We start from the raw sequence: 19,141 nt of genomic DNA on the forward strand, positions 1-19,141 counted from the left end.
CCAATGGTGCAGGCGCGCGCCCTTGCTGGCACCGGATACCGACGCTAGGCTTCCCCGATCTGGTGCAGGGAGGCCCGCTTGACTCAATCCGACGACATCGCAATTTCCGAAGATCGCCGCGACGCGCTGCGCTATGCGCTCGGGATCGGCAGCGGCGCGGCGCTCGCGGCCGCGATGGCCACCCCGGCCGCGGCGCAGGCGCAAGCCGACAATACACTCGACCGCATCAGGGCCAACAAGGTGCTGCGGATCGCCGTGCTGCCGGGCGAGCTGCCTTATTTCAACAAGGACCTCGCCACCGGCACCTGGTCCGGCTTCTCGATCGAGATGGCCAACGACCTCGCCAAGCTGCTCGACGTCAAGCTGGAATATGTCGAATCGACCTATGGCAACTCGATCCTCGACCTGCAGGCCAACAAGATCGACCTCGGCTTTGCGCTCAACCCGACCCCGCAGCGGGCGCTGGTGGTGGATTTCACCAATCTGGTGTTTCCGCATCCGTTCGGCGCGATGCTGAAGAAGGGGCTGGAGGCCAAGACCTGGGCCGACATCAACAAGCCCGAGGTCAAGATCGCGGTCGACGTCGGCTCGGCCAACGAGGCGGTGGCGCGGCGCTTTGCGCCGAACGCCACCATCAAGTCGCTAAAGTCGCGCGACGAGGTGATGCTGGAAATGTCGTCGGGTCGCGTCGACTGCGTGGTCAACGCGCTGGTGCTCGGGCTGACCGCGATCGCCAAAAACCCGAACCTCGGCACCTACAAGATCCTGGCCTCGCCGTCGGTGACGATCGCGAGCGGCACCGCGGTGCGGCGCGAGCAGGACAAGCGCTGGCGCGATTTCCTCTCGGTGTGGATCGACTACAACCGCGGCATCGGCCAGATGCGCGAATGGTTCGTCAAGGGCCTCGGCCTCGCCGGCGTCAAGCCCGAGGACGTGCCGGTGGAGCTGAATATCTGAGGTTGAGGATGTCTCCGCTTAACCTCGCCCCGCGCTTTGCGGGGAGAGGTCGGATCGCATCGCAGATGCGATCCGGGTAAGGGGCGAAGCACCTTGCTCAACAAGCACCGAACTGCTCGCCGGATAGAAGCCCCTCACCCCAACCCTCTCTCCGTAAGAACGGGGAAAGGGAGCGGAGAGGTCACACCTTGTCGTAGGTCAGCCCGCGCTCCAGCCGCCTCGCCACCAGCGTCGACGGAAACAGGATCGCAAAATAGATCAGCGCAACGATGGTGTAGACCTCGAGCGGCCGGTAGGTGTCGGCGTTGATCAGCGTCGCGTTGTAAACGAGATCGGGCACCGCGATGATCGAGACCAGCGAGGTGTTCTTGAGCTGCGTCACCGACTGGTTGACATAGGGCGCCATCATCGGCTTCAGCGCCTGCGGCAGGATCACGAGCCGCATCAGGCGCCAGCCGCGGAAACCGAGTGCCTTCGCCGCGTCCCACTGCCCGACCGGCACGCTCTCGATCGAGCCGCGCACGATCTCGGCATAGAACGCGCCGCCATAGAGCGACAGCACGCTGACGGCGGCGACATGCGCCGGGATGTTGACGCCGATCACGACCGGAAAGGCGTAGTAGAACCAGATGATCTGCACCAGCAGCGGCGTGCAGCGGAACAATTCGATATAGGCGATCAGCAGCCAGTCGATCACGGGAATGCGCCGCAGCCGCAGCATGCCGACGATCAGGCCGATCAGCGTGCCGAGGATGATCGTTCCGATCGTGTAGGCGATGGTCCAGCCGAGCCCGAGCCAGAACAGATGGCTGTACTTGGCGAGGATCCCGAAATCCCAGACGTAGTTCATCCTGCTCCTCGGTTGCCGCGCATGACGCTTTGCGCGCCCAGCATCGCAGGCGGCCTCGCGCGAGTCACGCGATATACCGGGCGGGCGAAAATGCCTTCATCTCGAACGGCAGCGTGGCGCCTGCGATCATCGCAGCGATCGCAGCGCCCGTTCCGGGGCCGGTGGTGAAGCCGATATGCTGGTTGCCGAAGGCGAGCCAGAGCCCGCGATGCCGCGGTGCCGCGCCGATCATCGGCAGGCTGTCCGGCAGCGTCGGCCGCGCGCCGCGCCAGCGCTCGCCGACCGCGTCGCCAAATTCGACCACCTCACGCGCCATCGGCACCACTGACTCCAGTTGCGCATAGTTCGATGGCGCGTCGCGGGCTGTGAGCTCGACGCCGCTGGTGACGCGAATGCCCTGCTCCATCGGCGTCATCAGGAAGCTACCCTCCGCATCATGGATCGGCCGCAGCAATTTGCGTGCCGGGTTCGGCACGAAATGCTGGTGATAGCCGCGCTCGAATGCGAGCGGCACGCGATAGCCGAGCGGCCGCAGCAGCTCCGCCGACCATGGGCCGAGCGCGACCACGACATGGCGCGCGGCGATCTCGCCGTCGGCAAGCTGCACGCGCCAGCCATCGTTCTGTTGCTCGATCCGCCGGATCTCGGATTGCCGCACCGTGCCGCCGCTGGCGGCGAGCATCTGCGCATAGGCCTTGACCACCGCGCCCGGTGAATCGACCGATGCCGTCTGGCTGTGCAGCAGGCCGACACGATAGGCGGGGATAATGTTCGGCTCGAGCGCGGAGATCGCCTGGCGATCGAGCACCTCGCTTTTGATGCCGAACTCGGCGAGCGCCGCCTGCTCGGCCTTGGCGGTCGCAAGGCCGTCGCCGCGCCAGGCCTTGAGCCAGCCGGTCTCGCGGATGCGATGGCCGGCACTGGCCTGCACGATCCAGTCGCGATGCAGGGTCAGCGACGTGCCGATCAGACCGTGCAGCGCCGCGGCGCGCGGTTTTGTTTGCGCCGGTGTCGCCGCGGCGAGGAAGCGGATCACCCAGCCGGCATTGGCGAGCGCCCACGGAAGATTCCAGCGCAGCGCCGGATGCGTGTTGGTGAGATATTTCGGTAGGTTCTTCAGCAGCGACGGCGTGTTCAGCGGCAGGATCGAGCCCGACGAGATGATGCCGGCATTGCCGTAGGAGGTCTCGCAGCCCGGCTCGCGGCGGTCGACGATGACGACGGAGAGTCCGCGCTGCCGTGCGGCAAGCCCGGCCGAGACGCCGACCATGCCGGCGCCGAGCACGACGACGTCAGCCTTCTGTGCGGACATGCTCTCGCTCATGCCGTCACACCAAGGTCAGGCCGCCATCGACCGGCAGCGTGGCGCCGGTGATGTGGCCCGCTTCCGGCGACAGCAGGAACGCCACGACCGCGGCGATCTCGTCGGGCTCGGCCAGCCGCTGCATCGGATTGGCTTTCGCCACGCGCTCCCAGGTCGCGGTATCAAGCGCGCCGAACAGGCCGGGATCCTTGCGCGTATAACCGGGCATCACGGCATTCGAGGTGGCGCCCGATGCGGCGAGCTCGATCGCCAGCGACTTCACCAGCACCTCGAGCGCGGCCTTCGCCGCAGCCGATCCCGGATAGGTCGCGCCCGGCACGAAGCGATGCGGCCCGAAGCTGGAGACCGCGACGACGCGGCCCCGCGCGCTGCGCGCGAGGTCGGGCAGCGCGGCGGCCGCGATCTCGTGGAAGGCCGCCGCCATCACGGCGAAGGCGCGCTCCAGTGCCTCGCGCGGCAGGCTGGCGAATTCGCGCCGGTCGGCAAAGCCCGCGGCGTGCACGATTGCATCGATCGGCCCGAACGCGGCACGCGCCGCCTCGACCAGCGACGTGCCCGCGCCGGCCTTGGCGAGATCGCCGGTCGCGATCGCAACCCTCGCGCCCTTGCCGCGGCATTCCTCCGCAACCGAATTCAACCGCGCGAGGCCGGCCGCCTCGGCGCCCTGGCCATGCAGCATCAGCCCCTGATCGGGGCCGGCGAGCCGGCGCGCAACCGCCGCGCCGATGCCGGAGCCGCCTCCCGTGATGATTGAAACGCGCATGCGGTGGGTGCTTCCAGAGGACAGCGAACTATAGGTTCGGTGTCACGAAATGCAAACCGCGCGACGCCATCGACTTAGCGCCACGGCTCGACCAGGATCTTGGTGTGCGCCTCCGGATTGGCGAGATCGGCAAAGGCCTGCGCGACGCCGTCGATGCCGACGCGGCCGGTGACCAGCGATGCGGCATCGACCTGGCCTTCCGCGATCAGGCGCAGCGAATAGGCGAACTCCTCCGGCGTGTAGCCGAGCACGTACTGGACGTTGAGCTCCTTGATGATGCCGAGCATCGGCTCGGACTTGTCGGTCTCCATGCAGACACCGACCACGACGACGCGGGCGCTGCGCGGAGCGCCCTCGAACACCTGCTGCAACACGCCGGGCACACCGACGCATTCGAAGATCAGCGCGGGCTTCAGCGGCGGCAGCAGCGCCTGCAGCGGCGGCCGTGCCGCCTTCTCCGCCTCGGTCATCTGGGCATGCTCGGCCCAGCTCGCATAGGGCTGCGTCCTGGCCGGATCGACCACGACATCGGCGCCCATCTTCTCGGCGAGCAGGCGCCGCGCCGGCGAGTAATCCGCGGCAACGATCGGACCGATCCCCTTGATCTTGAGCGCCGCAATCACCGCGAGCCCAACCGGGCCGCAGCCGATCACCAGCGGCACCTCGCCGCCTTTGATGCTGGCCATCGCCACCGCGTGCACGCCGACCGCAAGCGGCTCGGTGAGCGCGGCGTGCTCCGCCGCAAGGCCGTTCGGCACTTCGAGCAGCAGCGGCTCGCTGAGCAGCATCTGCTCGGCATAGGCGCCGAGATAATCGTTGGAATAGCCGATGCCCTTCGGGCCCTCCGGCGTCAGCAGCGCCGGCAGCGAGCAGACACGCGTGCCGGGCTTCAGCTTGCGCGTGGTGCCCGGGCCGTAGTCGAGGATCTCGCAGCAGAACTCATGGCCGAACACGACGTCGCGCGACAGATCCATAGGCGTGCGGCCGGGCAGGAACTTGCTCAGCTCCACCATGCGGTGGGCATGCTTGCGCGCGTGCAGGTCGGAACCGCAGATGCCGCAGGCGAGCGATTTGACCAGCACCTGTCCGGCGCCGGGCTTCGGCTCCGGCATCTGGTCGACGACAATCTCGCCGTTTCTGAAGATCGCTGCGCGCATGTTCTCTCCCGCGTGGGTTTCGCCCCACTCATTTTGATGCGTATTTCGTCCCGCGAAATACGCTGTCGCGGATCAAATCCGCGACAGGCTTTCGCCGCAGGAGGCTATAGCACGGAGGGTCACCACGTATAGCGCATAACGCCCTTGCCGGCGTAGGACTGGGTGACGTTGGAGAATTCACCCTCGAAAGTCGCAGCCGCCGACCAGCCGTTGCGCCACTTGATCTCCGCCGAGGCGGTGGTCAGCGCGGACTCGCGGGCCTGCGCCGCACCGTTGACCACGAAGGCCGCCCCCGGCAGCGCCTGGAACACGGACGCGGCGCTGCGGTTCGGGCTGAAATCGTGCGCCCAGGCGACGCGGCCGCGCAACGTCACGATCCCGCCATCGACCGCGAAGGATTTGTCGGAGCGCAGGCCGAGCTCGCTCCTGACGTCGGTGACGCTCTTCGCCGCATAGTTCAGCGCGAAGGCGCCGCCGCCGGAGACCACGCTCTCCGCGTAGTTCGGCAGCTCGAAGCTGGTGAACTGCGCCGCCGCATAGGGCGACAACCCGATCCACGGCGTGGCGTAGCGATAGCCGCCCTCGAACCGGCCAGACCAGGCGTTGGCATTGAAGTTTGCGCGCAGGTGATCGGCGCCTGCGGCGGTGACGATGCGGTCGGTGGTGATGTCCTGCCAGCCATAGGCGAGCGCTGCGCTCAGATACGCCGCACCGACGGTGTGACGGACGAACGCGCCGGCCTGGAACAGGTCCGAGCGGCCCCAGCCGAGACCGTTGGTGCTGAAGCTGGTGGCGCCGCCGGCGAGCGCAAAGCCTGCAATGGTGTTCGGCGAGAAACGGTAGTCGGCGCCGACTGCGGTGCCATAGAGGCTGCTGCTGGTGCTGTTGGAGCCCAGCACCGCGTTGCCGCTGGTGGTCTGCGAGCCGCCATAGCCCGCCGTCCAGACGCTCCAGCGCTGCACGAAGTCGAGCTGCGGCGGCGGCGCCTTGGCGTAAATCGCAGCCAGCGCATCGCGCGGCTCGGTCGTGCGCGCTGCATACGCCAGCGAAGCGCTCTCCTCGGCAAACGGAGTGGCGCTCGCGCCGCCACCAAAACCGCCATCGCGCCCGGCGATGAATGGATCGGTCAGCAGACCGAGGAACTGGTTCATCGCGTTGAACGTCGCCTGCTGCGAGCCGGTCGCGCTCTCGCCCGAAGCCTGGGTCAATCCATTCGGCGAGAGTCCCGCGTAAGTCAGTTTGATGCCGCCATTGGCACTAAAGAAGTTCTGCAGCGTCGCGGCAACATTGATCTGGTTGACGTTGAGCTTCGATTTCACGGCGTAATCAAGCGCGAGATTGAGATAGGCATTATTTGCGTCGTAGCCGAGCGTTGCAACCAGACCCGACGGCAGCCCGGATGAAGCGACACCGGCGAACACGCCGTTGCGACCGCCGGCCGCCGACAGGATGGTGTATTGCCTGGCGATCGTGCTGCCGGCAGCGATGCTGACACCCACCGATCCGGCAAGCGCCGCGGTGCCGGTCACCTTGGCTGATGTGGCGGCGGTCGCATTGAGCCCGACCAGATACAGCGCGCCAGACTGGAAGGCGAGATTGCCCGCCACGTTGAGGAATGCGCCCGGTGTCGCATTGCCTGGCAGCAGGATGCCACCGCTCGCAATCGTCGTATTGCCGACGGTGCCGATACCGGAGAGCGCGCCGCCTGAATTCACCGTGACTGAACTCGACGACACGATCGAACCATCGACTTGCAGGACGCCGCCATTGACAACGGTAGCTCCGGTATAGGTGTTGACACCCGAGAGAGTCAGCGTGCCACTGCCGGTCTTTTCCAGATTGCCAGGCCCGGCCGGGCCGCAACCGCAGGGATTGGAATCCGCGATCACGCCGCTGACGACTGTCGAGAGATTGTTGCCACCGACCGCGAGCGTATTGCCGCTACCGATGTAGTAGGTGCCCGAGCCCGCGATCGAACCTGCCGTGATGCGACCATCACCGTTCGGCCCAAGGCTGCCGCCGAAGTCGACATAGCCGGTTCCCTGGGTGATGAACTGCGCGGCACCGCCGGTCGCGTTGTCGACGAACTTGACGCTCGCGCCGCTCTCGGTCGTGATCATGGCGTTTCCGGCCGTCGCATATCCGGCAAAGATCAGCGCGCCGCCGGACCGGTTGGTGATCGTCGCGTTGCCTGCGGTCGGCGCTTCGGTCGCGTCGCCGAACGGGCCGAAATAGGTCAAGCCGCTGTTGTCGATGTTTGCGTTCGCCGCGGTGCTGCTCTGGAAGAAACTGATATAGCCGGTGGCGGACGTCGTCATCTTCGCCGACGCCGCCGACGAAAATCCGAGGAAATACGTCGAGCCGCCGTTGTTACCATTGGTGTTGTCACCATTGGTAATGGTGGAATTGCCGGCAGTGCTGCTGTCGCCAAACACCGTGGCGCCGAAATTCCGGTTGACGATCACGGCCGTCGACGCCGTCGTGGAATTGTAGAACGTCGTGCTGGCGAACCCGTTGAAGCCGTCGTTGACGATCTTGGTGATGCCCGCCGTGTTGGCGTTGACGATCTCGAACCTGCCGTTGACAGTGACTTCGCCGACGATCGAGGCGGTGTGGCTGGCGTCGCCGAGTTGCAGCGTTGCGCAATTGCAGATCGTGGTGCCGCCGGCATAGGTGTTGGAGCCTGTCAACACCACGCGGCCGAGGAAGGCCGAAGCGCCCAGCACTGACAGTCCACCGGCGCCGCCAATGTTGCCCGAGTAAGTGAAGGTGTATCCGTTGCCGTCGATGCTGCCGCCGGTGGCGTTGACCTGCGCGTTGTTCGCGATCGTGTAGTTGCCGCCGGCCTGCAGCGTCCCGCCGTCGAAGGTCAGTAGGCCGGTGCCGATCGCCGACGAGACGATCGCGCCCGGCGTACCCACGGTGCCGACGCCGACTTGCAGCACGCTGCTGCCGCCGGCAACGCCGCACGCAGTGCCGCAGATCGTGGTGCCGCCGGTATATGTATTCGCTCCGGACAGCACCAGCGTGCCGCCCCCGTTGAGCACGATATCGCCGGCACCGCTGATAGGCCCCGACATCGTGTTTGTGGTACCGGCGGCGACGGTGATGATGGGATCGCTGTTGATGACGATAGTGTTGGCGATGTTGAAACCGTTGCCGTCCAGCACCAGCTTGGTGAGACCGGCAAGCGTCTCGCCCATCTTCAGCGTGCCGCTGCCGAGTGCATTGCTGTTGCGGATGACGAGCGTTGATCCGTCGCTCACCGAGGTGCCGCCGGTGTAGGTGCTGGCACCGGTGACGATCAGCGAGCGCCCAGCATCCAGCTTGACGGCAACCGAGGCGTCGGTGGCCAAGCCATTGAGGCCCGTTATGCCGGAGATGGTGACATCGCCCGACGCGCCGGCCGCGCTGGTTTGCAGGAACGTCAGGCTGGCACCGACGCCATTTGCAATCGCAAGATTGCCACTGAGCGTTCCACCGATCGACGTCAGCGTATTGGCTCCGCCGGTGAAGCCGATCGCGTTGCCCTGCGCACCCGGGCCGCCGCCGCCGGTGATCGTCCCGCTGTTGATGATGGTCAAGCCGCTACCGACGATTCCGGAACCGCCCGTGCCTGCTGCACCGGGCTTCCCCCGCGTGCCGCCGGTGGACGGCTCGCCTTGATTCGCGTCGACATCGGACACCTGCGCGCCGCCACCACCGCCCGCACCGCCCGAGATCGAGCCGGAATTCCTGATCGTTGCGCCTGGCGCACTGACGACGATGCCGGTGCCGCCGTCACCTCCGCCGCCACCAACATCGCCGGCGCCGCCCGCACCGCCATTGCCGCCTGTGATGCTGCCGCTGTTTGAGTGGATTCCTGCGCCGGTGATGGTGAATGCACTGCCGCCCGCACCACCACCACCGCCGCCGCCAGCGATTTGGGCTGAAGGGTTCGAGGCGTTGACGCCACCGTCGCCGCCCCTGCCGCCATTGCCGCCCATCACTATCCCGTTATTGTTCAGCGTCGCGCTGGACGTTCCGCTGAGACCGCCGCCGCCACCGCCACCACCGCTCGCGGTAAATGAACCGATCGTTCCAGCAACGCCATCCTGTCCGGCCGCGCCACCGGCACCGCCGTCGGGAGAGGCGTTATTCCCGCCGGGGCCGCCGGCACCTCCGGCGGCGCCTTCAGCGCCGCCGCCGCCACCACCACCGGTGCATTGGCACGAGCGATTCGGAGCGCCGCCGTCGCCGCCGACGCCACCGCTCACACCGGGAATGCCGCCGGCGCCGCCATATTGTCCTGTCGACTGATAATTACCCTCGCCGCCGACGCCGCCGTTTTGTGCGACAACCGGCCCGGCGAGCAGAGCGGTTGAAAGGATGATCGCGACCATCAACCAGCCTCGCCGACGGATTCGCGCGCAGCCCCACTCCCGCATTGCCCCAGCCCCAAATCGATAGCGCCGCGCGGACGCGGCTTGACCCGAATGGGCTATCTTGCAACTCGCGGGAGGCGCGTCTTCTCAAGCCGTGCACAGTCAGCGCATCAGGTCGGATTCAGGGCGTCTGTTGTAAAATGGATACGCGCGGTTAGGCGTTCGGCGACGGCTCGCTGGCCACCGCCAACACTTGCGAGCGGCGGATGCGCTCGCGATGCGCGGTGTAGAGGCCGGAGGCGACGATGAAGCCGGCGCCGAGGATGGTCCAGTGATCCGGCACCTCACCGAAGATCAGGAAGCCGAGGATGCTGACCCACAGCAGCTGCGTGTAGGAGAACGGCGCCAGCACCGAGGCATCGCCGTAGCGGAACGCCAGCACGACGATCCACTGTCCGACGGTTGACGCGACGCCGATCAGGATGCCGAACATGATGTCGTGCCAGGTCGGCGTTACCCAGACGAACGGCACCAGCGCGCTGACGATGGCGACGCCGACAATGGACGAATAGGTCATCACGGTAATCGGACGCTCGCTGCCGCTCATCATGCGCGTCAGGATCAGCGTGGCGGCCCAGGCCAGCGCCGAGACGATCGGAAAGACCGCGGCGGGATGGAAGGCGCTGGTGCCCGGCCGCAGGATGATGAACACGCCGGCGAGGCCGACCGCGGTCGCGACCCAGCGCCGCATACCGACCTTCTCGCCGAGGAAAGCGATCGACAGCGCGGTGACGAACAGCGGCGAGACGAAACTGGTGGCCGAGGCCTCGGCGATCGGCAGGAAGCCCAGCCCCGTGATGAAGATCAGGGACGAGCCGAGCAGCGCGGCGCCGCGCAGCACGTGCAGGCCGGGACGGCTGCTGCGCAGCGCGAACAGCGGCGTGCCCGGCAGCATCGCCGGCGTCATGATCAGCGCGAACACCAGGAAGCGGATCCAGGCGATCTCGATCGAGGGCAGCGTGGACGACAAATATTTTGCAGTGACGTCGGACGTGCCCAGGAACACCGTCGACAGCAGGATCAGCGCAATGCCCCTGAACGGCCGGTCGGTGCGCGCCGGCGCTTTATCGCGTGCCACGCTTGTCTTTGCGGACGTCGTCTTTGCGGGCAATACGAGGGGAACGCTGTCCAGCCTGGCGGCTACGGCGGGGGGCGGTGTCACGGCAATCTCGATGAGCAAAATAAGGGGAATCTGCGGTTCACACAGAACGCCAATTCCGCAGCGAGAACAATGCCTGAAAACGGGACTCCGATATGCACCAGCGCGCGCGACCGCCCGTCGCAGCCTGTATGCGGCCGCAATTGCAACAGTTTGTTAAGAACTGTGTGGAGCGGAGCCGCGTGAATCCCGCGAATTAGAGCATCGGCAGCGAGCGCGGCTTCGGCCCGCGCGGGAACGCCGCGTCGAGCGCGGCAATCTCGTCGCCGCTGAGCTTGAGCGTTCCCGCCGCGGCATTCTCCGCCGCGTGGTCCGCGCTCGACGCCTTCGGAATCGCGAGCACTGACGGCAGACGCGTGAGGAAGCTCAGCGCGACCTGGCGCGGCGTCGCCCGGTGCGCCTGCGCGATCGATTGCAGCACCGCTCCTGATTTGCTCGACAGCGCGGGAAAATCATTGTGGCCGAACGGCGAGTAGGCGACCACGGCGACGCCATGCTGCTCGCACCACGGAATCACGGCGTGCTCGATGGCGCGCTCGCGCAGATGGTAGAGCACCTGGTTGCAGGCGATCTTGCCCTCGCCCGCGACATCGCGCAGTTCATCGAGATCGTCCGCGTCGAAATTGCTGACGCCCCAGGAGCGGATCTTGCCGGCCGCCATCAGTTCGTCGAACGCCGCGACCGTCTCGGCGAGCGGGTAGGTTCCGCGCCAGTGCAGCAGATAGCAATCGAGACGATCGGTCTTCAGCCGCTTCAGCGAGCGCTCGCAGGCGGTGATGGTACCGCGCCGCGACGCGTTGCTCGGCAGCACCTTCGAGACCAGGAACAGTTCGTCGCGGCGGCCGGCGATGGCGTCCGCGATCACGAGCTCGGCGTCGCCATACATCTCGGCCGTGTCGATATGGATCATGCCGGCATCGATGCCGCGCTTCAGCGCAGCGATCGCCGCCTTGCGGTCACCGCGATCGAGATACCAGGTGCCCTGCCCGATCACCGGGACCTGCGGGCCGCTGTTGCCGAATTTTCTGGTCTGCACGATTGCCTCATTCTGCGTGGGTCGTATCTCGCCCCGTGCAGAACGATAAACGAAACGCTCAACAATGTCTCCACACCGCCCGACGGTGTCTCCACATCGTCGTCCCGGCGAAAGCCGGGACCCATACTCCGCAGCAGGCGTAGTTGGTGGGACTCGTCATTCCAACTGTGCGCAACAACAGCCACTCGTGGTCATGGGTCCCGGCTTTCGCCGGGACGACACCTATTATGCGGCGCGTTATATGTGCGCGCTCGCGCGATCCCATCAGCGCGGATCCTCCGATCCGCGCCCTTATTGCCCGCGTTACGCGCGGTCAAACGTTGAGATTCATCCACACCGCCTTCGGCTCGGTGAAATTGTCGAGCGTGGCGGTGCCGTGCTCGCGGCCGAGGCCGGAGTCGCGCTCGCCGCCCCACGGCAGCCGCACGTCGGTATAGCCATAGGTGTTGATCCACACCGTGCCGGCGCGGGCCTTCTTGGCGAAGCGCTGCACACGTCCCATGTCGGCGCTCCAGACGCCGGCAGCGAGGCTGTAGGCCGTGCCGTTGGCGATGCGCAGCGCATCCGCCTCGTCCTTGAACTTGATCACGCTGACGACGGGACCGAAGATCTCCTCCTGCGAGATCCGCATCTCGTGCGCGACATTGGCGAACACCGCGGGGCTGATGAAGTAGCCGCGGTCGCCGACACGTTCGCCGCCGGTGGCGAGATGCGCGCCCTCGTTCTTTCCGATCTCGACATAATCGAGGATCGACCGCATTTGCTTCTCGGAGATCACGGGTCCGAGCGCGGTGGCGCGGTCCGCGGGATCGCCGATGCGCAAGGCTTCGGCGCGCGCGACCAGGCGCTCGACCACCTCGTCATAGGCCTTTTCCTGCACCAGGACGCGCGAGCCGGCCGAGCAGACCTGCCCGGCATTGAAGAAGATGCCGGCGGCCGCGGCCTTGGCGGCGGCCTCGAGATTGGCGTCGTCGAAGATCACATTGGCGGACTTGCCGCCGAGCTCGAGCGAGACGCGCTTAAAGTTGCCGGCGGCGCCCTTCATGATGCCGCGGCCGACGCCGGGCGAGCCGGTGAACGTCACCTTGTCGACATCGGGGTGATTGACCAGCGCGTCGCCGACGACCCGGCCGGGTCCGGTCACGATGTTGAGCACGCCCTTCGGCAGCCCGGCCTCGAGCGCGAGCTCGCCGATCCTAAGCGCCGACAGCGAGGTCAGCTCGGCCGGCTTCATCACCACCGTGCAGCCGCAGGCCAGAGCCGGCGCCAGCTTCCACATCCCGATCATCAGCGGGAAATTCCACGGCACGATCGCGGCGACCACCCCGACCGGCTCGCGCACCGTGTAGGTCAGCGCATCGTCGCGCGTCGAGACGACGTCGCCGCTGATCTTGTCGGCCCAGCCCGCGTAATAGGTCAGCGTGTCGATCGCGGCCGGAAAATCCTGGCGCAGCACCGCCGCGATCGGCTTGCCGGCATCGAGGCTCTCAAGTGCCACGATCTCGTCGGCGTTCTGCTTGAGCAGCTCAGCCCACCTCAGGAGGATGTGGCCGCGCTCGGCGGCGCGCATGGTGCGCCACGGCCCCTCGAAGGCGCGGCGGGCGGCCGCGACCGCGCGGTCGACGTCGAGCTCATTGCCTTCGGCAATGGTCGCGATCACCTGCTCGGTGGCGGGATTGAGCGATTTGAAGGCTTTTCCGGACAGCGAGCGGACGCGGGCGCCGTCGATCAGCAGCAGTTCGTCCCGGACGGGCGGGGCGTGGCTGAAGCCGCGCTCATAGTCATATGCAACCGACATCATATTTCCTCCTGGTGTTGCTCTTCAACCTAGGAGGCTTTGTCCAGCAGTAAATATGATATCTTGTGCCTATTGCATGCCAGGATATGAAATCAACTTCATAAATGGTGGCCACGATGCTGCAGATCGAGATCGAGACCGTCTGGCGCTTTCGGAAAGAAAACTCGCCGCAGACCGCGGTCGTGATGCTCGGCATCCTCAACGAGATCAGGAAGACCGGGAAGATCACCAGCGCCGCCAACGATGCGCAGCTGTCCTATCGCCATGTCTGGAACCTGATCGAGCAATGGTCCGAGTTCTTCGGCGTGCCGCTGGTGGAGACCCAGCGCGGCAAGGGCTCGAAGCTGACGCCGTTCGGCGAGAAGCTGGTGTGGGCCGGCGAGCGCATGCAGGCGCGGCTCGGGCTGCAGCTCGAGAACCTCGCGCAGGAACTGGTCACCGAGATCAAGCCGTTCCTCGAGCAGCGGCCGCAGGTCATCCGCGTTCATGCCAGCCACGGCTTTGCGGTGTCCAAGCTGCGCGAGTTCCTCGATCGCGCGGGCGGCGTCGGCGTCGACCTCCGCTACGTCAGCAACCAGAACTCGCTGGTCTCGCTGGCGCAGGGTGCCTGCGATCTCTCCGGCGTGCATCTGCCGCGCGGCGAATTGCGCGCGCAGAGCATCAAGGCCTGCCGCGAATGGCTCGACCCGCGCGAGGACCGCGTGATCAATTTCGTCACGCGCGAGATGGGCCTGATGGTCAAGCGCGGCAACCCGCTGAAGATCACCTCGCTGAAGGACCTGGTCGAGCGCAAGGCCCGCTTCGTCAACCGCGACCACGATTCCGGCACGCGGCTGCTGTTCGATCAATTGCTGGCGCAGCACAAGATCCCGCAAAGCCGGATCAACGGCGCCCAGCACATGGAGTTCACCCACGCCGCGGTCGCCGCCTATGTCGCAAGCGGCATGGCGGATGCGAGTTTCGGCGTCGAGGCCGCCGCACGGCAGTTCGGCCTCGATTTCATCCGCCTGCTCACGGAAGATTACTTCTTCGTCTGCAAGCGTGCCTTCCTCGAGACCGAGCCGATGCAGCGGGTGCTCGACATCATGAAGAGCAGCGAGTTCCACAAGGCCGTGGGTGCCCTTCCCGGCTATGTCGCCTCGAATACCGGCGCCGTCAGCGGCGTGAAGGATTTTCTCGAGAAGCTACATTCCGACCGCTGACCGGCCCCGCGCCGCGGCGGCTGGACTCGCCGTGACCCACCGCGCTATATTTGAGATTATATAGCGAAAAGACTGGACGTTCGAGATGCGACCACCCCGCTCCGCCATTGCCATCCGCCATGTGGCGTTCGAGGATCTCGGGCTGCTGGCCCCGATCATGGAGCGTGCCGGCTGGAGCGTGTCGTTCTGCGATGCGCCAGTCGACGACCTCGCCGATCGCGCGATTCGCGACGCGGACCTGCTGATCGTGCTGGGCGGGCCGATCGGGGTCTACGAGACCGAGACCTATCCGTTCCTCTCGACCGAGATCGCGCTGCTGGAACAGCGGCTGCGCCGCGGACTGCCGACGCTCGGCATTTGTCTCGGCGCGCAGTTGATGGCGCAGGCGCTCGGCGGCCGCGTGTTCCCGGGCAAGGTCAAGGAAATTGGCTGGGGCCCGGTCGAGCTGACGGCGGACGGCAAATCATCCTGCCTGCGCAACCTGCACAGCAAAGTGCTGCACTGGCACGGCGACACCTTCGACCTGCCCAGGGGTGCGGTACGGCTGGCCGCGAATGCCGATTACGAGAACCAGGCCTTCGCTTATGGCCGCAACGCGCTGGCGCTGCAATTCCATCTCGAAGCCGATCCGCGCCAGCTCGAGGAATGGTATGTCGGCCACGCCATCGAGCTGTCGGCGGCGAAGGTCTCGATATCAGAACTGCGCGCGGCGACGCATGCTCTGGCAAGGCCGGTCGCCGTGCAGGCCGAGCAAGTGTTCGGCGACTGGCTGTTGTCGATCGCACCAGGCGACAGCGTGCTTGGTTCCAGCGCAGGCGGCTGAGTCGGCGCGAACAATGCAGCCGAAGGGCGTGCAGTCGCCCTTGAAGCAGTCAGGAGTTCATGACCTGTTGCCCGCACTGACGGCGTAGCTGCCAGGCCCGAAGCTTGCGATCATCGCGAGTGCGCCGAGCAGGCCGAGGTTCTTCAGGAAGTTGATGGTCTGGGCGACGACCTGCGCCTCCGGTGCCGCCCAGAAATTGTGGAACATCAGCGTCGCGGCGATGGTGAACAGGAACAGGATGGCGGCGGCGGGGCGCGCGAACAGGCCAAGCACGAGCGCGATGCCGCAACCAAGCTCGACCGCGGTCGCGCCGGCCGCGAGCACGGCGCCGAGACCATCGGCCGCGCCGAGCCGTGCTGCGGTTGCCGAGAACGCCATCGCCTTGCCGATGCCGCTGTAGAGGAACAGCGGCGCGACGGCGAGGCGCGCGAATAGCAGCACCAGGGATTCCGGAAGTCGTGCAGCGCCGGTCTCTGTGGCGGCATAGGTAGAACCGGACATCAGTGGTCTCCTTTCGTGTCGATCGCTATTCCGCGGGTGCCGTGTCGATGGCGGCAGGCTGCACCGCGGTGGTAAGTCCAAGCGAGCCGATCGCGAACGCGCCGACGATCGCGGCCCCGCCGATCACCCAGAACACGATGTCGGGCCCGCCGGTCACCTGCTGCAGCAATCCGATCAGATAGGGCCCGAGGATCGCGCCGACCCGGCCGACACCCAATTCCATGCCGACGCCGCTGGCGCGCAGCAGGGTCTCGTACGAGCCCGCGGTGAAATTGTTGAGCACGTGCTGTGCGCCGATGATGCAGAAGCCGGCGATGGCGACGATCGCGAGATTGACGCCATGGCCGCTGACGAACACCAGCGCCAGCACGGCAATGCCACCGGTCAGCCACCATGTGGCAAGGTAGCGCGGCGTCAGCGACAGATTGCGATCGGCCAGCATCGCGAGCGTCAGCCCGCCGACGAACGACATCGCCTGCATCAGCGCGCCGAAACCGAACGATGCCGCAAACGTCTCGCCGCGCTTCTGCATGACCGTCGGGATCCAGCCGGTCAGACCGAAGATCGCGAACAGGCTGAGGAACGCGGTGATCCAGATCGTCAGCGAGACGCGGCGATAGCGCGGGCTCAGCAGCGCGGCGATCGGATTGGGCACACTGCCGGCATCGACCGAGACGAAGCTCGCGTTGCGATAGACCGCGGCGCGCTCCGGACGCAGCCGCCCGAGCAGCGCGCGCAACGCCTCGGTGCGGCGCCGCGCCGCCAGGAATTGCGGGCTTTCGGGCAGCACCGCGTGCGCGACGAAGGTCAAAGGGATCGACAGCGCGCCGAGGTAGTAGAGGATCTGCCAGCCGAAATGCGGCGTCAGATAGACGCCGACGAGCCCGGCGCAAACGCCGCCGAGCGACCAGCCCAGCGTCACGCCCCATAATGAAAACGCGTTGCTGACCCGGCGCGGCGCCAGCTCGTTGACGAAGGTCGTGCCCAGCGGCAGCAGCACGCCGAGACCGAGGCCGGTCGCGAAGCGCAACGCGCAGAAACTCCAGAAATCGCTGGCAACCGTTGCGGTCAGCAACGTGAAGACGTTGACGATCCAGAGCCCTGCCAGAAGCGTGCCGCGCCGGCCGAGCCGGTCGGCGACCGTGCCATGCCCGACCGCACCGAACAGGAATCCGACGAGGCCCGAGCTCACCAAAAACCCCGCTTGGCTCGGCGACAGCCCCCATGGCTTTGCCAGATAGTGGATGACATAGGCCGGATTGAACGTGTCATAGCCGTCGAACAGCGTGATGAGCGTGATCAGGATGCCGAGGAGGATGTGCAGCCGGCCGACGGCCGCACTGGACAACTCCTCATGCACGTCGAGTTCGGGCGAAGTGCTCACCGTTTCCTCCCTTGCAACAAATGATGCGCCCCTGCTCTGCGGCAGGCTTGATGCGCGCGCTTAGAGCCTGAACAGCCTGCGGGCGTTGTCGCGGCCGATCTTGATGCGATCGCCCTCGGCGATGGTCGCGCTGTCGAACCATTCAGCGGCATGGTCGATGTTCTCGAACGGCCAGTCGGCCGAGAACAGGATGCGGTCGGCGCCGATCTCGAGCATCGCGTCGATCAGCGCCTGGGTGCGGAAGTTGCCTGACGTGGTGATGTAGAAATTCTCGCGGAAGTAATCGGCGATCTTGCGCTTGGCCGGATAGACGTTCTGCGCGCGCATCCACTTGTTGTGGTTGTCGACCCGCCACATCGAGTACGGCAGGCCCTCGCCCATGTGGCCGAGGATGATCTGCAGCCGCTGATGGGCGTCGAACAGTCCCGAGCCCATCAGGCGCAGCGCGTGCACCGCGGTTTCCTGCCCGAAGGCCCAGGTCGGGCCCATCAGCCAGCGATGCCCCTCGTAGATCGCGGCGTCCTTCGCCAGCGGGTTGCGCGGATGCAGGTAGAACGGAACGTCGAGCCGCTCGACCTCGGACCAGAACGGCCAGAACTCCTTCCGGTCGTAGTAGACGGCGCCGTCATGGCCTTCGACCTCGCTGAAGCCGTTGACCAGCGCGCCGCGGAATTTCAGTGCGCTGACGCAGCGATCGAGCTCGCGCGCGGCGGCTTCCGGATCCTGCATCGGCAGCGCGGCCAGGCCCTGGAAGCGCTCAGGCCGCCGCGCGACCTGCTCGGCCAGGAAATCATTGGCGCGACGCGACAGCTCCAACGCGCGGTTGCGGTCGGGAATGGCCTGGATCGCCGGCGCGTTGAGCGACAGCAGCATCAGTTCGATGCCGTGCGCATCCATCTCGGCGAGCCGGCGGTCCTGGATGTCGAGCAGGCGGGCCTTGAGCTCGACCCAATCGTCGGCCGGCGAGAAGCCCGCGCTGTCGCGAACCGTCTCCTCGATGGCGAAGTGCTCCTCCAGTGCGATCTTTCCCTGCATCGGCTGCTCCCTTCGGGCCCGCGTCCTCGTTTCCGTGTTGACAGAGCAAAGCATCCGGTTCAAATATTTGTCAATGATAAAGTTGCAAATGCAAATGATTGAGATGCAACTGTTGTCGATGCGAAGACCGGCAGCTATTCCGGGCAGACATCTGCTGCCAGGAACTAACTCCATGTACCGATTTTCGAATTCGCTGCCCTACCTGCTCGCCCGGCTCGGCGTGCGGATGGGCGATCTGTTCGTCCGCGTCATCCGTCACGAGAAATTGACGCTGCCGATGTACCGCGTGCTCGCCGCGCTTTCCGAGCAGGGACACCCGCTGCGGCTCGGCGAGATCGCCGAACTGACTTCGGCCGACGTCTCGACCTTGTCGCGCATCGTTGCCGAGATGAGCCGCGCCGGCCTTTTGACGCGCAACCGGCCGGAGAACGACCAGCGCAGCCTGCAGGTCGCGCTGACGCCGAAGGGCGCCGAGCTGGCGTCCAGGCTGATGCCGATCGCCCAACACTATGAGGAAGTCGCAACCGGCGCGATGTCGGCGAAGGAAGCGGCCGAGCTCAAGCGGGTGCTGGTCGAGCTCTACAAGAATCTCGATCAGCTCGAGCACGAGGTCGAGGCCGGCCTGATCGAGGTGCCCGTAGCGGCGGCATCGAAAGAAGCGCGCGAGCCCAAGGTCGACATCAAGGGCAATGCCGGCCGGCGGCGCAAGATACCGAGGAAATAGAACC

Annotated in this window: 15 protein-coding genes; 4 read left to right on the plus strand and 11 right to left on the minus strand. The window is 66.2% G+C overall.

Annotated elements, in window-relative coordinates:
- The first annotated feature begins 78 nt into the window (after nucleotides 1-78).
- Nucleotides 79-957: a transporter substrate-binding domain-containing protein gene (locus XH92_RS31740; RefSeq protein ID WP_194455648.1), complete on the plus strand. Its 879-nt coding sequence runs from the start codon at nucleotides 79-81 to the stop codon at nucleotides 955-957.
- A gap of 181 nt (nucleotides 958-1,138) precedes the next feature.
- Here XH92_RS31740 and XH92_RS31745 read toward each other — a convergent pair whose 3' ends face one another.
- The 8 genes from XH92_RS31745 to XH92_RS31780 form a co-directional block, all read right to left on the minus strand.
- Nucleotides 1,139-1,807 carry an amino acid ABC transporter permease gene (locus XH92_RS31745; protein ID WP_016839817.1) on the minus strand — a complete coding sequence of 223 codons (669 nt, stop codon included), beginning with the start codon at nucleotides 1,805-1,807 and terminating at the stop codon, nucleotides 1,139-1,141.
- A gap of 64 nt (nucleotides 1,808-1,871) precedes the next feature.
- Entirely contained in the window at nucleotides 1,872-3,119 is a 1,248-nt protein-coding gene (locus XH92_RS31750) for an FAD-binding oxidoreductase (RefSeq protein WP_246787765.1), read from the minus strand.
- 16 nt (nucleotides 3,120-3,135) lie between these two features.
- Entirely contained in the window at nucleotides 3,136-3,894 is a 759-nt protein-coding gene (locus XH92_RS31755) for an SDR family NAD(P)-dependent oxidoreductase (RefSeq protein WP_194455650.1), read from the minus strand.
- A 74-nt stretch (nucleotides 3,895-3,968) separates the two neighbouring features.
- Nucleotides 3,969-5,051 (minus strand): zinc-binding dehydrogenase, encoded by a 1,083-nt coding sequence (locus XH92_RS31760; RefSeq protein ID WP_194455651.1) that lies wholly within the window; start codon nucleotides 5,049-5,051, stop codon nucleotides 3,969-3,971.
- 119 nt (nucleotides 5,052-5,170) lie between these two features.
- Nucleotides 5,171-9,433, minus strand: coding sequence for an autotransporter domain-containing protein (locus XH92_RS31765; protein WP_305825692.1), 4,263 nt, complete (start codon nucleotides 9,431-9,433; stop codon nucleotides 5,171-5,173).
- Between the two features lie 196 nt (nucleotides 9,434-9,629).
- The gene (locus XH92_RS31770) at nucleotides 9,630-10,586 is read right to left on the minus strand and encodes a DMT family transporter (protein WP_194461512.1); all 957 of its coding nucleotides are present in this window, start codon (nucleotides 10,584-10,586) and stop codon (nucleotides 9,630-9,632) included.
- Between the two features lie 244 nt (nucleotides 10,587-10,830).
- Entirely contained in the window at nucleotides 10,831-11,670 is an 840-nt protein-coding gene (locus XH92_RS31775; RefSeq protein WP_194455652.1) for an aldo/keto reductase, read from the minus strand.
- A 313-nt stretch (nucleotides 11,671-11,983) separates the two neighbouring features.
- Nucleotides 11,984-13,468 (minus strand): aldehyde dehydrogenase family protein, encoded by a 1,485-nt coding sequence (locus XH92_RS31780; protein ID WP_194455653.1) that lies wholly within the window; start codon nucleotides 13,466-13,468, stop codon nucleotides 11,984-11,986.
- A gap of 116 nt (nucleotides 13,469-13,584) precedes the next feature.
- Between XH92_RS31780 and XH92_RS31785 the strand changes: the two genes are divergently transcribed.
- Entirely contained in the window at nucleotides 13,585-14,670 is a 1,086-nt protein-coding gene (locus XH92_RS31785) for a substrate-binding domain-containing protein (RefSeq protein WP_194455654.1), read from the plus strand.
- Nucleotides 14,671-14,755: 85 nt separating this feature from the next.
- The gene (locus XH92_RS31790; RefSeq protein ID WP_194455655.1) at nucleotides 14,756-15,493 is read left to right on the plus strand and encodes a glutamine amidotransferase; all 738 of its coding nucleotides are present in this window, start codon (nucleotides 14,756-14,758) and stop codon (nucleotides 15,491-15,493) included.
- A 57-nt stretch (nucleotides 15,494-15,550) separates the two neighbouring features.
- Here XH92_RS31790 and XH92_RS31795 read toward each other — a convergent pair whose 3' ends face one another.
- From XH92_RS31795 to XH92_RS31805, 3 genes are read right to left on the minus strand one after another with little or no spacing between them, the layout of a single operon-like run.
- The gene (locus XH92_RS31795) at nucleotides 15,551-15,994 is read right to left on the minus strand and encodes a DoxX family protein (RefSeq protein ID WP_194455656.1); all 444 of its coding nucleotides are present in this window, start codon (nucleotides 15,992-15,994) and stop codon (nucleotides 15,551-15,553) included.
- A 25-nt stretch (nucleotides 15,995-16,019) separates the two neighbouring features.
- Complete coding sequence (locus tag XH92_RS31800) at nucleotides 16,020-17,378, minus strand: MFS transporter (RefSeq protein ID WP_194455657.1); 1,359 nt, start codon at nucleotides 17,376-17,378, stop codon at nucleotides 16,020-16,022.
- Nucleotides 17,379-17,438: 60 nt separating this feature from the next.
- Nucleotides 17,439-18,413, minus strand: a complete 975-nt coding sequence (locus tag XH92_RS31805; protein ID WP_194455658.1) for an amidohydrolase family protein — start codon at nucleotides 18,411-18,413, stop codon at nucleotides 17,439-17,441.
- Nucleotides 18,414-18,585: 172 nt separating this feature from the next.
- Here XH92_RS31805 and XH92_RS31810 point away from each other — a divergent pair, with 172 nt between their 5' ends.
- Nucleotides 18,586-19,137, plus strand: coding sequence for a MarR family winged helix-turn-helix transcriptional regulator (locus tag XH92_RS31810; RefSeq protein ID WP_194455659.1), 552 nt, complete (start codon nucleotides 18,586-18,588; stop codon nucleotides 19,135-19,137).
- Nucleotides 19,138-19,141 lie beyond the last annotated feature (4 nt).

This window comes from Bradyrhizobium sp. CCBAU 53421 (assembly GCF_015291625.1).
In the GTDB taxonomy this organism is placed as follows: domain Bacteria; phylum Pseudomonadota; class Alphaproteobacteria; order Rhizobiales; family Xanthobacteraceae; genus Bradyrhizobium.

Coding starts and splice junctions, on each gene's coding strand:
- XH92_RS31745 (WP_016839817.1), bottom strand. CDS start 1,807: ATGAACTACGTCTGGGATTTCGGGATCCTCGCCAAGTACAGCCATCTG.
- XH92_RS31810 (WP_194455659.1), top strand. CDS start 18,586: ATGTACCGATTTTCGAATTCGCTGCCCTACCTGCTCGCCCGGCTCGGC.
- XH92_RS31790 (WP_194455655.1), top strand. CDS start 14,756: ATGCGACCACCCCGCTCCGCCATTGCCATCCGCCATGTGGCGTTCGAG.
- XH92_RS31760 (WP_194455651.1), bottom strand. CDS start 5,051: ATGCGCGCAGCGATCTTCAGAAACGGCGAGATTGTCGTCGACCAGATG.
- XH92_RS31780 (WP_194455653.1), bottom strand. CDS start 13,468: ATGTCGGTTGCATATGACTATGAGCGCGGCTTCAGCCACGCCCCGCCC.
- XH92_RS31755 (WP_194455650.1), bottom strand. CDS start 3,894: ATGCGCGTTTCAATCATCACGGGAGGCGGCTCCGGCATCGGCGCGGCG.
- XH92_RS31750 (WP_246787765.1), bottom strand. CDS start 3,119: ATGTCCGCACAGAAGGCTGACGTCGTCGTGCTCGGCGCCGGCATGGTC.
- XH92_RS31795 (WP_194455656.1), bottom strand. CDS start 15,994: ATGTCCGGTTCTACCTATGCCGCCACAGAGACCGGCGCTGCACGACTT.
- XH92_RS31785 (WP_194455654.1), top strand. CDS start 13,585: ATGCTGCAGATCGAGATCGAGACCGTCTGGCGCTTTCGGAAAGAAAAC.
- XH92_RS31805 (WP_194455658.1), bottom strand. CDS start 18,413: ATGCAGGGAAAGATCGCACTGGAGGAGCACTTCGCCATCGAGGAGACG.
- XH92_RS31765 (WP_305825692.1), bottom strand. CDS start 9,433: ATGGTCGCGATCATCCTTTCAACCGCTCTGCTCGCCGGGCCGGTTGTC.